Here is a 13371-nt window from a genome sequence, read left to right as displayed (position 1 = left end):
AGTCGTTCGTTGCGGCGCAATTTCGTGGAACACCGCGGAACCGGCTTCGCCGGGCCGCTGGTGTTGCCCCCGGTGAGGGGGAAGGAGAAGCGACACGAAGTGCGCGCAGCCTGGGGGAGGTCATTTGTACCGGATGGTGGGGTTGATGTAGCCATAGAGCACATCCACCACCAGGTTGATCAGGATGAATTCGAGCGAGAACAGCAGCACCAGCGTCTGGATCACGGGGTAGTCGCGCATCTGCACCGCGTCGACCAGCAGGCGGCCGAGGCCGGGCCAGTTGAACACCGCCTCCACAAGAATGGAGCCGCCCAGCAGGAAGCCGAACTGCAGGCCCATCATCGTCACGACCGGGATGAGCGCGTTACGCAGCGTGTGTTTGAACACCACGCTCGATTCGTGCACGCCCTTGGCGCGCGCGGTGCGCACGAAGTCTTCCTGGATCACCTCGACGAAGGAAGCCCGCGTGAAGCGCGCCATCACGGCCGCCACGGCCGCGCCCAGGGTGATCGAGGGCAGGATGTAGTGTTTCCAGGTGCTGGCGCCCACGGTGGGAAGCCAGCCGAGCTGGACCGAGAAGATCTGCATCAGCAGCATGCCGAGTGCAAATGCGGGAAAGGAGATGCCCGACACGGCGAGCGTCATGCCCAGCCGGTCCGGCCATTTGTTGCGGTACACCGCCGAGACGATGCCGATGCCCATGCCGAAGATCACGGCCCACACCATGCTGGTGATGGTCAGCATCACCGTCGGGAAGAAACGCTCGCCGATCTCGGTCGCCACCGGCCGCCGCGTGCGGATGGAGGTGCCGAAGTCGCCCTGCAGCATGTGGGTGAAGAAGTTCACGAACTGCTGCGGCAGCGGCTTGTCGAGCCCGAGCTCCGCGCGAACCATCGCCACGGTCTGCTCGTCGGCGTCCTGACCGGCGGCGAGTCTCGCCGGGTCGCCGGGCAGCATGTGGACGAACAGGAACACCAGCACCGCCACGATGAGCAGCGTGGGGATCAGGCCCAACAGTCGTTTGAGGAAGTAATTCAGCATGGCATACAAACAGTCAACCCCTCATCCGGGGAACACCGCGGAACCGGCTTTGCCGGGCCGCTGGTGTTGCCCCCGGCGAGGGGGTTGGCGTAGCGACACGAAGTGCGCGTAGCCTGGGGGAGGGCTTAGTTCGACGTGGCGATGGCGTCGATGTTGATGTTGCCGTCAGGCATCACGAATACGCCCGAGAGGCGCTTGGCGTGCGCCGACAGGTTCTGCTCGGTGATCATCGGCACGCGCGGCAGGTCCTTGCGGATCTGTTCCTGCGCGGTCTTGTACAGCGCGGTACGTTCCTTCTCGTCCGTGGTCACCAGCGCCTTGGCCAGGGCGTTGTCCACCACTTCGCTCTTGTAGAACGACATGTTGTTGAGCTTCGGAGCCCAGGCTTCCGAGGCGAACAGCGGGCGCAGGCCCCAGTCGGCCTCGCCGGTCGACGACGACCAGCCGGTGTAGTACATGCGGACCTTGGCCGTCTTCGGATCGGGCCATGCATCCACCTGCTCGGCGCGCTGGCCCACTTCGAGCGCCTGCACCTGCAGCTTGATGCCGATCTGTGCGAGTTGCTGCTGCACGAACTGGATCGTCTTCTGCGAGGTCGTGTTGTTGTAGGCGCTCCACAGCACAGACTCGAAGCCGTCGGGGTAACCGGCTTCCTTCATCAGCTCCTTGGCCTTCTTCACGTCGTAGGGAATGGGCGCCATCTTCTCGGCGTACTTCACGCCCTGGGGCAGCACACCCTGTGCCGGGAAGGCATAGCCGCCGAACGCGACCTTGGCCAGCGCCTCCTTGTTGATGGCGTAGCCGATGGCCTCGCGCACCTTCGGGTTGTCGTAGGGCTTCTGCAGCATGTTGAACGCCAGGAAGCGCGTGATGATCGACGGCGATGCCACCACTTCGAGCTTGTCGCTCTTCTTCAGCAGCTCGGCCTGCTCATAGGGAATGGGGTAGGCGAAGTCTGCCTCGCCGGTCTGCAGCATCGCGGCGCGCGTGTTGTTCTCGAGCACGGGTTTCCACGACACGGTGTCGACCTTCGGGTAGCCCTTCTTCCAGTAGCCGTCGAACTTCTTGGCCTTGACGGCTTCGGTCTGCTTCCACTCGACGAACTCGAAGGGGCCGGTGCCCACGGGGTGGAAGGCGATGTCCTTGTTGCCCCACTTCTTCAGCGCGGTGGGCGAGATCATGGCGGCCGATGCGTGGGCCAGCGAGTTGATGAAGGGGCCGAAGGGCTCCTTCAGCGTGATGCGCACGGTGCTGGGGTTCAGCACCTCGACCTTGCTCACGCGGTTGAACTGGTTGTAGCGCAGCAGCTTGTTGTCCTGGTTCAGCACGCGGTCGAGCGTGAACTTCACCGCGTCGGCGTTGAAGTCGGTGCCGTCATGGAACTTCACGCCGGTGCGCAGCTTGATCGTGTAGACCAGGCCGTCCTTCGACACGTCGTAGCTCTCGGCGAGCACGTTCTGCACCTTCAGGTCCTTGTCGAACTGGAACAGGCCTTCATAGAAGGTCTTGGTCACTGCCGTGGTGATGGTGGTGTTGGTGTTGTACGGGTCCAGCGTTTCCGGCTGGTAGCCGATCGACAGCACCACGTCTTTCGCGGCCAGTGCCGTGCCCGAGGCGGCCAGCGCGGCCAGGCCCAGCAGTGCGGATGCCCATCGCAGGGAGGAGGAAGCTTGTTGCGTCATGGAAGAACTCCAGTCGGTTCGTGGAAAAAAGCAGGAGGGCCTGCGGGTTGAGAAAATTGATTGACCGTTCAGAACGCGCCGCCGATGGCGTGCTGAGCGACGAAGTGCCCCGGCGCGACCTGCACCAGCGGCGGCACCACGGGCTCGTCGCCCACGGCGCGGATCGGGCTGGGAATCTCGCCTTCGAGCAGCGCGCGCGGCTTGTGGCGGCGCGACGGGTCGGCCACCGGCACCGCGGCCATCAGCTTGCGGGTGTAGGGATGCCGCGGCGCCTCGAACACCGCGCGGCGCGGGCCGATCTCGACGATCTGGCCCAGGTACATCACGGCCACGCGGTGGCTGATGCGCTCCACCACCGCCATGTCGTGCGAGATGAAGAGAAAAGCCACGCCCAGCTCGCGCTGCAGGTCGAGCATCAGGTTGACGATCTGCGCCTGGATGGAAACGTCCAGCGCCGACACCGATTCGTCGGCCACCACCACCTTGGGGTTGAGCGCCAGCGCCCGCGCGATGGCGATGCGCTGCCGCTGGCCGCCGGAGAACTCGTGCGGATAGCGCTGCGCCGCCTCGGGCGGCAGGCCCACCTTCTGCAGCAGCCAGTCGACGCGCTGCTGTGCCTCTGCGCCCTTGGCGATGTTGTGGATGAGCAGCGGCTCCATGATCGAGAAACCCACCGTCACGCGCGGATCGAGCGAGGCGAACGGGTCCTGGAAGATGAACTGGATGTTGCGGCGCAGCGCCTGCAGCTCGCGCGTGGGCAACTCGCGGATGTTCTGGCCGCCGAACTCGATGGCGCCGCTCTGGCTCTCGACCAGGCGCAGCAGCGAGCGGCCGGTGGTCGACTTGCCGCAGCCCGATTCGCCGACCAGCGCCAGCGTCTCGCCGGGGTACAGGTCGAAACTGATCTTCTCCACCGCGTGCACGCGGCGCTTGACGCGGCCGAAGAGGCCGCTGCGCACGTCGAAGCGGGTGACGAGGTCGCGCACGCGCAGGATCGGGCCGCCGTCGGCGCGTACGGTGTCCTGCGGCGTCGCGGGCTCCGGCGGGGCTGCGTCGGCCGGGCTTTCGGTGCGCAGCAATTCGAACTTGGCCGGCAGGTCGGTGCCCTGCATCGCACCGAGCTTCGGCACGGCCGACAGCAGCGCGCGGGTGTAGGGGTGCTGCGGCGCCGCGAACACGTCGTCGGAGACGCCTTCCTCCACCTTGTCGCCGCGGTACATCACCAGCACGCGGTCGGCGATCTCGGCTACCACGCCCATGTCGTGCGTGATGAAGAGCACGCCCATGTGCATCTCCTTCTGCAGCTCGCGGATGAGCTGGAGGATCTGGGCCTGGATCGTCACGTCCAGCGCGGTGGTGGGCTCGTCGGCGATCAGCAGCTGCGGCCTGCACGACAGGGCCATCGCGATCATCACGCGCTGGCGCATGCCGCCCGAGAGCTGGTGCGGGAAGCGGTCGAGCACGTTGCGCGCCTCCGGAATGCGCACCAGCTCCAGCATGCGCAGCGCTTCGGCGCGCGCGGCGGAGTCGCTCTTGCCCTGGTGGATGCGGATCGCCTCGGCGATCTGGTCGCCGGCGGTGAACACCGGGTTCAGCGACGTCATCGGCTCCTGGAAGATCATCGCGATGTCCGCGCCGCGGATGTTGCGCATGGCGGTGTCGCGCGCCTGGGCCAGGTCGAGCACCTCGCCGTTGCGGCGGCGGAACATCATGCCGCCGTTCAGGATGCGGCCGCCGCCGTGCTCCACCAGGCGCATCAGCGCCAGCGAGGTCACCGACTTGCCCGAACCCGATTCGCCCACCACCGCGAGCGTTTCGCCATGGTCGACGTGGAATGACAGCTTCTTCACGGCATCGACCGTGCGCTCGGAAGTCGAGAAGCGAACGGTGAGGTCGTCGACGGCGAGAACGCGGCCGTCCGGCAGGGCGAGGGCAGGGGTGGACATGGGAGGCGAGTGAGGAATGCGTTGGCGTACGGCTTATCGACCGTGGGTCGCGTTTTTTCGCGGGACACCGTGGAACCGGCTTTGCCGGGCCACAGGTGTCGCCCCCTGCAAGGGGGTTGGCGCAGCGACACGAAGTGCGCGGAGACTGGGGGTTTGCTTCATGCTGCGAAGATGGCCGTGTTTGCCGCTTCGTTGCCGCGCGCGTGGCCGCGGTACATGCCTTCGCTGTTGAAGGCCAGGCTCAGGTTGCCGTGGCGGTCCACGCCGATCAGGCCGCCGGAGCCGCCGATGGCCGGCAGCGACTGCTGCACCACGGCGTGCGTGGCGGCTTCGAGCGTCGCGCCGCCGTAGGCCATGCGCGCGCACACGTCGTAGGCGGCGGCGACGCGGATGAACATCTCGCCGCTGCCGGTGCAAGACACGGCGGCCGTGCGGTCGTCAGCGTAGGTGCCGGCGCCGATGAGCGGCGAATCGCCGATGCGGCCGACGCGCTTGTTGGTCATGCCGCCGGTGGAGGTGGCGGCGGCCAGGTGACCGTGCATGTCGAGCGCGACCGCGCCGACGGTGCCGAACTTCTTGTCCTCGTCGAGCGGCGAAGCTGCGGTCATCGAGGCGCCTTCATGGTCCGTCACCACGCGGCCGGTGCCGCGCACGCGGTAGAGCTGCTGGCGGCGCGCCTCGGTGGAGAAGAACGAAGGCTCGACCATTTCCAGCCCACGTTCGCGTGCGAAGGTCTCGGCACCCGCGCCGGCCAGCAGCACGTGGGCGCCGTCTTCGAGCACGGCGCGCGCGGCGCGCACCGGGCGGCGGATGCGGCACACGCCCGCGATCGCTCCGGCGGCGAGCGTGGCGCCGTCCATCACGGCGGCGTCGAGCTCATGGGTTTCGTCATGCGTGAACACCGCGCCGTGGCCGGCGTTGAAGAGCGGGCATTCCTCGAGCATCTCCACCGCGAGGCAGGCGGCGTCGAGCGCGGATGCGCCCTTGAGCAGCATCGCCTGCGCGGCGGCCACGATGTTCTTCAGAGCATCGTGATAGGCCTGCGCCTGTTCCGCGCTCGTCGTCGCGGCGCTGATGGTGCCGGCGCCGCCATGAATGGCGATCACGGGCACATGGGTCTGGGTCATCGGGAAGCTTTCTTCTTCTTGCTGCCCGCGCCGCCGGGGGCGGGGGCATCGGGTGTATGGGCGGGAGCGGCGGCGTTTCCGTTGATGCGGGGCAGCCCGTTGGCGCCATGCAGCCACGGCCGCACCGCGTGCAGGATGCGGCCGGCCGACTGCACCGGGTCGGGCGCGCGCAGCGACACCGCGCTGGTCAGCGCCTCGATCAGCGCGAGCACGCTGGTCTCGCAGTTCGGGCGGTAGCTGGTTTCGGTCTGGCAGAACAGCGCCACGTCGGCCAGCGGCGCCAGCGGCGAGCTGGGGCGGTCGGTCAGGGCGATGACGGCGCAGCCCTGGCCGCGCGCGATCTGCGCGAGCGAAATGGTGTCCGTCAGGTAGCGCGGAAAGGTCAGGCCGATGAACACGTCCTGCGGCCCCGCGTGCATCAGCGTGCGCGCCGCATGCGTGACGCCGCTCACGCTGGAGAGCATGCGCACGTCGCTGCAGCTGCCGTCCAGCCCGTGCTGCAGCAGGCCCGCGAGCCATGCGCTAGCGCCGAAGCCGCCGATGTAGACCGAGCGCGCCTTGCCGATGCGCTCCACCGCGGCTTCGCAGGCGGCGTAGTCCAGCGTCTGGCGCGTCGCGTCGATGTTGCGGCGGCTCTCGTCGAGCGCGGTGGCGAACACCTCGGCCACCGTGGTCGGCCGCTCCAGGTTGCCCCGCAGGCGCTCCACCGGCGCCACCAGCGGCTCGAAGCCGCGCACGAGCTCGGCGCGGAAGGTCGCGTAGCCATCGAAATCCAGCGCCCGCGCAAAGCGGTTGGCCGTGGCCACCGACACACCCACCACCGCAGCGAGCTCGTCGATGGGCAGCGTGGCGACCTGCAGCGGATGCTCCAGCACGTAGTCGGCCACCTGCCGGTGCGAGCGCGACAGCCGCGGCAAAGCCTGCGCGATGCGCTGTGCCACGGTGGTGCCTGGGGAGTCGAAAGTGGTGCTCATGGAGGGTGCAATGCGCCCGAAAGTGTGCGTTTTTTGAAAACCGGTTTACAAATATAAGTCAGGAAAGAAAATTTTCTGTCATTTTTGATCAATACCGCAAGTAGCGGGCCAGGGGTAAAGGGGATTGAGATGGCTCCTGCGAGAGTTCTTTCCCTCTGAAGTCGGCTTGGGCAGGCGTTTGCGGCACCTGACTAGGGGTTTCCCTAGGGTCTGTCTGTTTGAGCGCAGATGCGATCCGGGAGCCGTCTGCTGGAGCCGGCGATAAGCTGCAAGCCATGATCGACTTCAGCTTTATCGATGTGACCAGCGTGGATTACTGGTACGACGAAGGCTACGTTCAGTCCCAGCGAGCGCTAAGGCGCCTTACGGGATCCGAATGGGGGGCTTGCGAGAGGGTGGAGGTCGCAGTCGCTCGAATGGCAGGACCGTCTCGCATACATCCTTGGAGACAGCTTGGAACTCAGGGAGTCGGAACTGCTTGTCGATATGTATGCAGCCGGCCCTCCAGATGTTGCGATGACCGCTGCAGAGGGCTTGCGCAGCATGCCTTTTGAGCATCTTCGGACGGCTGTTGCCAGGCGACTGTTGTCGGGCGATGCCACATGCCGAGATTGGGAACACTGCGCATCTGCGAACGCGTTGCTCAAGCTTGTTGCACCGACTCGATAGCTTCATTTTCCAAGCCGCCACGCCGCGGTGGGGTCTCGGCTCAAGCGATACACTGCCCGCCGCACGTCAAAAAAAGACGTGCTTGGGATTGGCGTCCCAAAAGCACCTCTGCGATCTAAGCCGCAGATTTCCGCAGAGACTCTGCGGCTTTGTCGTTCGTGCCTCCTTTTTGGCGGCTCGGGCGGGGAGCCGCGAGGCTCGCCGGTTCTCGCAAGAGGTGCCCGGTACGCCAACCCGTTCGAGTCGCCGCCTCCAATTGGCGTTGGGTGCGGCGGTTTTTGCAAATCGCACCTCTTGGAGGCCATTCATGGCTGTGTCTACCCACGCGTCCGCGCGACATCCCGTTCACTCCAAACCTGATCCCGTCGCCGACGGCGAGCCGAGCGAATTGAAGTCCAGCATCGTCGAGTCCTTGACACTCCAGGCTTGCGACGATGCGGACAGTCTTCGTGAGGTGCTGTGCGCCTATGTGTGCCTTGAAAAGCTCCTCGCGCCGCTCGAAGCGAGCGATACGGAGCAGATTGACCCGACGCGGACCGAACTGAGCGCGCTCCTTCGCTTGGTGAATGAGGAAATGGAGCGCCGCGTCGAAGTCATCGACAAGGCAGCACATGCAGTGCGTGCCGCGTTTATGGCAGCCGCCAACTAACGGCCTACGCCGCCCGGCTCATCGTCAACCTCCTGCTTGCCGCTGTCGGGCTTGGCGAGCCAACTAGGCATTTTTGAGCCGGGCCGCATCCTTCTGCATGAACACGCTCAACGGATCGTCCGGATAGTCCCCGAACGGCCCCCGCCGCTTGTACCCCGAACGCGCATAGAACGATAGCGCCTCCGGCTGGCTCACGCCCGTCTCCAGCCTGAAGACCACGCAGCCGCGTGCCGCCGCTTCGCCTTCGAGAAAACCGAGCACCTTCGCCGCGACGCCTTGCCCCCGGTTCTCCGGCCGCACGTACATGCGCTTGAGCTCACCGAAGTCGGGTTCCATCACGATGGCTCCGCAGCCGACGGCCGTGCCCTCGCCATCGCGGGCGACCGCGAACAGCACGTTCGGCGCCGACAGGGCCGCGATGTCGATGCCGTAGTGGCACTCGGGCGGGTAGAGCGGCTTCTGGTAGGCGTCGAGGTCGTCGATGAGCTGGATGACGTCGGGCTGGGCGGGGCTTTCGAGGGAGATTCGCATCGGCGGATGTTATCCAGCCGATAGGGCAGTGGATCGATGGGCGGGTCGAGAGAAAACCCGCCGCAGCGGGTTGGACGAGGGCGGTCAGCGGCTGGCGCGCAGGTTTTTCAGCCGGCGCTCGGCTTCGCCAGGAGGGATCTTTCCCTGTGCTTCCAGCTTCCTGAGCCGTCGCTCGTCTGCTCGGTCCAGCGCGTCTTTCAGAAGCGCCATCTTGCGGTCCTTGCATGGCTGGCATTCGTAGAAGCGTTCCGGCGCTTTGGTGGGCTCAAGCTTCTCGTCCACCTCGAAGAGGTTGATTCGTCCCGTCGGTTCGATGCCGATGACGATGATCTTTCCATTCTTGAAGGTGACCGATGCACCGCCCGAGCAGCCGGTTCTTTCTGTGTACTCGCTGAAGTAGGACTTCCGGGAGACTCTGCGGATGTGCTGCAGCGCGTAGCGCACGTCCTCCTCGGTCAGGATGACGTCCGAGCAATCCAGGAAGTCCTTGTTTTCCCAGGCGGTTGCGCTGGAGGGTTCGACGATCTCGATCCTGGTTACGGAACTGACTGGATATCGTTTGTCGGCGGCTTGAACCGGGACTGTGGTGACTACTGCGACCAGTGCCATGAAGAGGGTGCTGATTCTGATCATGGTGTTGGCACCGCCAGATTCCAATTCGCGCCTTGTGCCTCGGTTGGGTTCTTCCTGCTGACCTCAGGATGATGAAAGACCTCGCTTGATTCAACCTGTATTGAATCCCGGAGCACGCCGACAAGCCATGATAGAGACTGATTCTGGGCGGCAGTCGGTGTTGGGAAAATTGCGGATTCCCCCCGTATCTCCTCGGGAGTCAGGTTCCTTTTCTTTTGTTGGAGGGTAGGTTTGAACCCTTCCGGCAGCCTGGCCCTGCCAACCATCTCGATCCCAATGGCCTCCATGTTGCCCGGATAACGATCACCGGGCGCTTTCTGCATCTCGATCCGATGCATCGCCGCTGCTCCTCCCTTCTTCGGGAAATCGTCCGGCTTGCACGTCTTCATCACCAAGCACCTCGCCCTCAACGGCCCCACATGATTCGTCCTCTGATAAATCGCCGCCGTCTGATAGATCGTCCCATCCTTGTCGATGAGAAAGTGCGCTCCATTGGCCTTGGGGTTCCTGTAGCTGTTCAGCGATGACTCCAGCGTATCGGCGTCGGTCTGGTGCACGACGATGCCGGTGATGGCGGCGGTGCGTTTCCCTCGTTCGATCTGCGGACTGCGCGCATGCCTCACGCGCGCGTGACTGACCATTCCGTGTTTGTCGATTTCGACAAGCATGGGTTTTCCTCCCTGAAGATTCGTTGTTTATCGGTTCTGCTGAAGCCGGTTCTCGCGCGTCGGATGAGCGCGGGGCCACGGCCTCGCGGCGCATGCTAAAGGCTTAAAAAGTGAACTGGGTGATGTCTTCGTCAACCATTTGTGGCTCGTTGCGCAAACCCCATCCGGGCGCAAGGTTGAGCGCGACATCCAACAATGGCCGCGCGGCAGGCCGACTGGCCTGCCGGACCTTCTTCATCCCGAATTCCTCAAGCACCAAGGAGCATCACTTTGGAATACCGTCATCTGGGCAAATCCGGCCTCAAGGTTCCCGTGTTGAGTTTTGGCACCGGCACCTTCGGGGGCAAGGGCGAGTTCTTCAGCGCGTGGGGCAGCACCGACGTGGCCGAAGCGCGCAAGCTCATCGACATCTGTCTCGAAGCCGGCGTGAACATGTTCGACAGCGCCGACATCTATTCGTCCGGCGCGGCCGAGTCTGTGCTCGGCGAGGCGATCAAGGGGCGGCCGCGCGACAGTCTCTTGATTTCCACCAAGGCCACTTTCCGCAGTGGCGAGGGCCCGAACGATGTTGGCTCGTCACGCCACCATCTCGTGCAGGCCGTCGATGGTTCGCTCAAGCGCCTGGGCACCGACTACATCGACCTGTTCCAGCTCCACGGCTTCGATGCGAGCACGCCGGTGGAAGAAACGCTCTCCACGCTCGACGACCTGGTGCGCGCGGGCAAGCTGCGCTATATCGGCGTGTCGAACTTCTCGGGCTGGCACCTGATGAAGTCGCTGGCCGTGTCGGAGCGCCACGGCCTCGCGCGCTACGTCGCGAACCAGGCCTACTACTCGCTGGTCGGCCGCGACTACGAGTGGGAGCTGATGCCACTGGGCATCGACCAGGGTATCGGCGCCGTGGTGTGGAGCCCGCTGGGCTGGGGCCGGCTCACGGGCAAGATCCGCCGCGGCCAGCCGCTGCCCGCCAACAGCCGGCTGCACGTGACGGCCGACATGGGCCCTCCCGTGCCCGACGAGTTGCTGTACCGCGTGGTCGATGCGCTGGAAAAGATCGGCGCCGAAGTCGGCAAGACGGTGCCGCAGGTGGCGCTCAACTGGCTGCTGCAGCGACCGACGGTGTCCAGTGTGGTGGTCGGCGCTCGCGACGAGGCGCAACTGAGGCAGAACCTCGGCGCGGTGGGCTGGAACCTCACGCCCGGGCAGGTCGCAGAGCTCGACGCGGCCAGCGCGACGACGCGGGCCTATCCCTACTGGCACCAGCAGGGCTTCCTGGAGCGCAACCCGAATCCGGTCTAGCGTCTTTTCTGGCCGGGTGTCAGCCCCAGCACCCAGCGCTTGAAGTCTTCCAGCGCCCCGGAGGCCGGCCGGCCTTCGGGATACGCGAAGTAGTAGCCCTGGGGCACGTCGAGGTGCCGGTCCACCGGAATCAAGAGTTCGCCCGTGCGCAGTTCGTGCTCGATCAGGATGCGCGGCGCCAGGCCCACGCCCATGCCGGCGGCGGTTGCCGCCACCACCATGGTGAAGAGCTCGTAGCGCGGCCCGCGCGAGGCATGCACCGTGTATTCCCAGCCCTGCTGTGCATACCAGTCGCGCCATGCATGGGCACGGGTGCTCAGGTGCACGTGGCGGCAGCGCTCGAAGCCGGCTTCGTCCCACGGCCCGTGCGCGTCGCGGAAGGCGGGGCTGCAGATGGGCACCATCTCGCCCTCGGAAAAGATCAGCCCGCCGCGCGTGTTCGGCCAGAACTGGTCGCCGAAGTAGATGGCCGCGTCGTAGGCGTTCTCCTGGAAGGAGAAGGGCTGCGAGCGCGCCGACAGGTTCACCGTGATGTTCGGATGCAGCCGGCTGAACTCCGGCAGCCGCGGTATGAGCCACTGCGTGGCGAAGGTGGGCACCACCGCGAGCTCCAGCACGAAGCCCATCTCGTGGCCGGCGCTGATCTCCAGCGTATCGCGGCGGATCTGGTCGAGGTGGCGGCGGATGCGCGCCGCGTATTCGCGTCCCGTGTCGGTGAGCGTGAGGCGGCGCCGCACGCGCGAGAACAGCGGCACGCCCAGGCGCTGCTCCAGCATGGCCACCTGCCGGCCGACGGCGCTTTGCGTGAGCGCGAGTTCGCTCGCCGCGCGGGTGAAGCTGCCCAGCCGCGCCGAGGCCTCGAAGGCCTGCAGCGCGCCGAGGTTGGGAATGTCTTTTCTCATCGGCGCTATTCTGCGTGCGTGCGCCGGGCAACAAAGAAAGGCAAGTCATGCGCCGTGTGGTGATCATCGGCGGCGGGGCCATCGGCTCCGCCATCGCCTACTTCCTGACCCGCGACCCCGATGGAGAGCGCTTCGAGGTCACGGTGGTCGAGCGCGACTTCTCGTACAGGCAGGCATCGTCCGCGCTGTCGGCCAGTTCCATCCGCCAGCAGTTCTCCACCGCCATCAACATCCGGATGTCGCTCTACGGCATCGACTTCTTCCGCAACCTCGGCGAGACGCTGCGCGTGGGCGACGACGTGCCCGACATCGGCCTCGTCGAGCCCGGCTACCTGTACCTGGCCTCGCAGGCCGGCGTAGACGTGCTGCGCGAGAATCACGCGATGCAGAAGGCGCACGCGGTGGACGTGGCGCTTCTCACGCCCGACGAACTGAGGGCGCGCTTTCCGTGGATGTCGACGGAAGGCGTCGAACTCGCCTCGCTCGGCCTGTCGGGCGAGGGCTGGTACGACGGCTACAGCCTGCTGCAGGCCTTTCGCAAGAAAGCGGTGTCGCTGGGCGTGAGCTACGTGCAGGCCCATGCGACGGGGCTGCGCCGCAACGGCCGCACCGTGACCGGCGTGCAGCTCGACAGCGGCGAGACGCTGCAAGCCGACATCGTCGTCAACGCCGCTGGCGCGTGGGCCGCCAAGGTCGCGCAATGGGCCGGCATCGACCTGCCGGTGCGCGGCCGCCGCCGCAGCGTGTTCAGTTTCTCCTGCCCCGAGACGCTTCCCGGCTGCCCACTGGTGATCGACMCCTCCGGCATCTGGCTGCGCCCCGAGGGTCGCCAGTTCATCTGCGGTTTCGCGCCGCCGGAAGACCAGGACCTGGACGACGCGCCGCTCGAAGTCGAATACGAAGCCTTCGACAGCTTCATCTGGCCCGCGCTGGCCGAGCGCGTGCCCGCCTTCGAGGCCATCCGCATGACCGGTGCCTGGGCCGGCTACTACGAGATGAACGTGTTCGACCACAACGCCATCCTCGGCCTGCACCCCGACTGCGACAACCTCTACTTCGCCAACGGTTTCTCGGGCCATGGCCTGCAGCAGTGCCCGGCGGCGGGACGCGGCGTGGCGGAGCTGATCCGCTTCGGCGAGTACCGCAGCCTTGATCTCTCGCCGGTGTCCTTCGAGCGAATCCTCGAGAACAGGCCGTTGCTCGAGAAGAACGTGATCTAGCCGGGGCGGGGGCACGGGCGTACGATGCCC

At 65.8% G+C, this 13371-nt stretch carries 13 protein-coding genes; 3 read left to right on the top strand and 10 right to left on the bottom strand.

Annotation, left to right across the window (positions count from 1 at the left end; all coding sequences use genetic code 11):
• Nucleotides 1-120: 120 nt before the first annotated feature.
• The 5 genes from gsiC to QMO14_RS07210 form a co-directional block, all read right to left on the bottom strand.
• A complete protein-coding gene (gsiC, locus tag QMO14_RS07230) occupies nt 121-1041 on the bottom strand; it encodes a glutathione ABC transporter permease GsiC (protein ID WP_301505696.1) in 921 nt (306 codons plus the stop codon).
• A 125-nt stretch (nt 1042-1166) separates the two neighbouring features.
• Nucleotides 1167-2723, bottom strand: a complete 1557-nt coding sequence (gene gsiB, locus QMO14_RS07225; protein WP_301505695.1) for a glutathione ABC transporter substrate-binding protein GsiB — start codon at nt 2721-2723, stop codon at nt 1167-1169.
• A gap of 68 nt (nt 2724-2791) precedes the next feature.
• Nucleotides 2792-4669: a dipeptide ABC transporter ATP-binding protein gene (locus QMO14_RS07220; protein WP_301505694.1), complete on the bottom strand. Its 1878-nt coding sequence runs from the start codon at nt 4667-4669 to the stop codon at nt 2792-2794.
• A 158-nt stretch (nt 4670-4827) separates the two neighbouring features.
• Entirely contained in the window at nt 4828-5796 is a 969-nt protein-coding gene (locus QMO14_RS07215) for an isoaspartyl peptidase/L-asparaginase family protein (RefSeq protein WP_301505693.1), read from the bottom strand.
• Nucleotides 5793-6770 carry a MurR/RpiR family transcriptional regulator gene (locus QMO14_RS07210; RefSeq protein ID WP_301505692.1) on the bottom strand — a complete coding sequence of 326 codons (978 nt, stop codon included), beginning with the start codon at nt 6768-6770 and terminating at the stop codon, nt 5793-5795. The genes QMO14_RS07215 and QMO14_RS07210 overlap by 4 nt, the downstream gene beginning before the upstream one ends.
• Before the next feature lie 976 nt (nt 6771-7746).
• Between QMO14_RS07210 and QMO14_RS07205 the strand changes: the two genes are divergently transcribed.
• A complete protein-coding gene (locus QMO14_RS07205) occupies nt 7747-8088 on the top strand; it encodes a hypothetical protein (RefSeq protein ID WP_301505691.1) in 342 nt (113 codons plus the stop codon).
• Nucleotides 8089-8151: 63 nt separating this feature from the next.
• Here QMO14_RS07205 and QMO14_RS07200 read toward each other — a convergent pair whose 3' ends face one another.
• From QMO14_RS07200 to QMO14_RS07185, 4 genes are all read right to left on the bottom strand, one after another.
• Nucleotides 8152-8619 (bottom strand): GNAT family N-acetyltransferase, encoded by a 468-nt coding sequence (locus QMO14_RS07200; RefSeq protein WP_301505690.1) that lies wholly within the window; start codon nt 8617-8619, stop codon nt 8152-8154.
• Nucleotides 8620-8703: 84 nt separating this feature from the next.
• Nucleotides 8704-9252: a hypothetical protein gene (locus tag QMO14_RS07195; protein WP_301505689.1), complete on the bottom strand. Its 549-nt coding sequence runs from the start codon at nt 9250-9252 to the stop codon at nt 8704-8706.
• On the bottom strand, nt 9249-9920 hold the full coding sequence (locus QMO14_RS07190) for an N-acetylmuramoyl-L-alanine amidase (protein WP_301505688.1): 672 nt from the start codon (nt 9918-9920) through the stop codon (nt 9249-9251). The genes QMO14_RS07195 and QMO14_RS07190 overlap by 4 nt, the downstream gene beginning before the upstream one ends.
• Before the next feature lie 103 nt (nt 9921-10023).
• Nucleotides 10024-10158 carry a hypothetical protein gene (locus tag QMO14_RS07185; RefSeq protein WP_301505687.1) on the bottom strand — a complete coding sequence of 45 codons (135 nt, stop codon included), beginning with the start codon at nt 10156-10158 and terminating at the stop codon, nt 10024-10026.
• A 32-nt stretch (nt 10159-10190) separates the two neighbouring features.
• Here QMO14_RS07185 and QMO14_RS07180 point away from each other — a divergent pair, with 32 nt between their 5' ends.
• Nucleotides 10191-11219 (top strand): aldo/keto reductase, encoded by a 1029-nt coding sequence (locus QMO14_RS07180; RefSeq protein ID WP_301505686.1) that lies wholly within the window; start codon nt 10191-10193, stop codon nt 11217-11219.
• Here QMO14_RS07180 and QMO14_RS07175 read toward each other — a convergent pair.
• The gene (locus QMO14_RS07175; protein ID WP_301505685.1) at nt 11216-12121 is read right to left on the bottom strand and encodes a LysR substrate-binding domain-containing protein; all 906 of its coding nucleotides are present in this window, start codon (nt 12119-12121) and stop codon (nt 11216-11218) included. The two genes, QMO14_RS07180 and QMO14_RS07175, sit on opposite strands and share 4 nt — an antisense overlap.
• 47 nt (nt 12122-12168) lie before the next feature.
• Here QMO14_RS07175 and QMO14_RS07170 point away from each other — a divergent pair, with 47 nt between their 5' ends.
• Nucleotides 12169-13341, top strand: a complete 1173-nt coding sequence (locus QMO14_RS07170) for an FAD-binding oxidoreductase (protein ID WP_301505684.1) — start codon at nt 12169-12171, stop codon at nt 13339-13341.
• Nucleotides 13342-13371: the final 30 nt, after the last annotated feature.

The organism is Variovorax sp. CAN15, from assembly GCF_030462475.1.
In the GTDB taxonomy this organism is placed as follows: Bacteria; Pseudomonadota; Gammaproteobacteria; order Burkholderiales; family Burkholderiaceae_C; genus Variovorax.
This window is presented reverse-complemented; position numbering and strand designations above follow the sequence as displayed.

Bases quoted from the DNA above. Each gene is read 5' to 3' on its own strand.
- gsiC (WP_301505696.1), bottom strand. From the start codon at position 1,041: ATGCTGAATTACTTCCTCAAACGACTGTTGGGCCTGATCCCCACGCTG.
- gsiB (WP_301505695.1), bottom strand. From the start codon at position 2,723: ATGACGCAACAAGCTTCCTCCTCCCTGCGATGGGCATCCGCACTGCTG.
- QMO14_RS07220 (WP_301505694.1), bottom strand. From the start codon at position 4,669: ATGTCCACCCCTGCCCTCGCCCTGCCGGACGGCCGCGTTCTCGCCGTC.
- QMO14_RS07215 (WP_301505693.1), bottom strand. From the start codon at position 5,796: ATGACCCAGACCCATGTGCCCGTGATCGCCATTCATGGCGGCGCCGGC.
- QMO14_RS07210 (WP_301505692.1), bottom strand. From the start codon at position 6,770: ATGAGCACCACTTTCGACTCCCCAGGCACCACCGTGGCACAGCGCATC.
- QMO14_RS07205 (WP_301505691.1), top strand. From the start codon at position 7,747: ATGGCTGTGTCTACCCACGCGTCCGCGCGACATCCCGTTCACTCCAAA.
- QMO14_RS07200 (WP_301505690.1), bottom strand. From the start codon at position 8,619: ATGCGAATCTCCCTCGAAAGCCCCGCCCAGCCCGACGTCATCCAGCTC.
- QMO14_RS07195 (WP_301505689.1), bottom strand. From the start codon at position 9,252: ATGATCAGAATCAGCACCCTCTTCATGGCACTGGTCGCAGTAGTCACC.
- QMO14_RS07190 (WP_301505688.1), bottom strand. From the start codon at position 9,920: ATGCTTGTCGAAATCGACAAACACGGAATGGTCAGTCACGCGCGCGTG.
- QMO14_RS07185 (WP_301505687.1), bottom strand. From the start codon at position 10,158: ATGAAGAAGGTCCGGCAGGCCAGTCGGCCTGCCGCGCGGCCATTGTTG.
- QMO14_RS07175 (WP_301505685.1), bottom strand. From the start codon at position 12,121: ATGAGAAAAGACATTCCCAACCTCGGCGCGCTGCAGGCCTTCGAGGCC.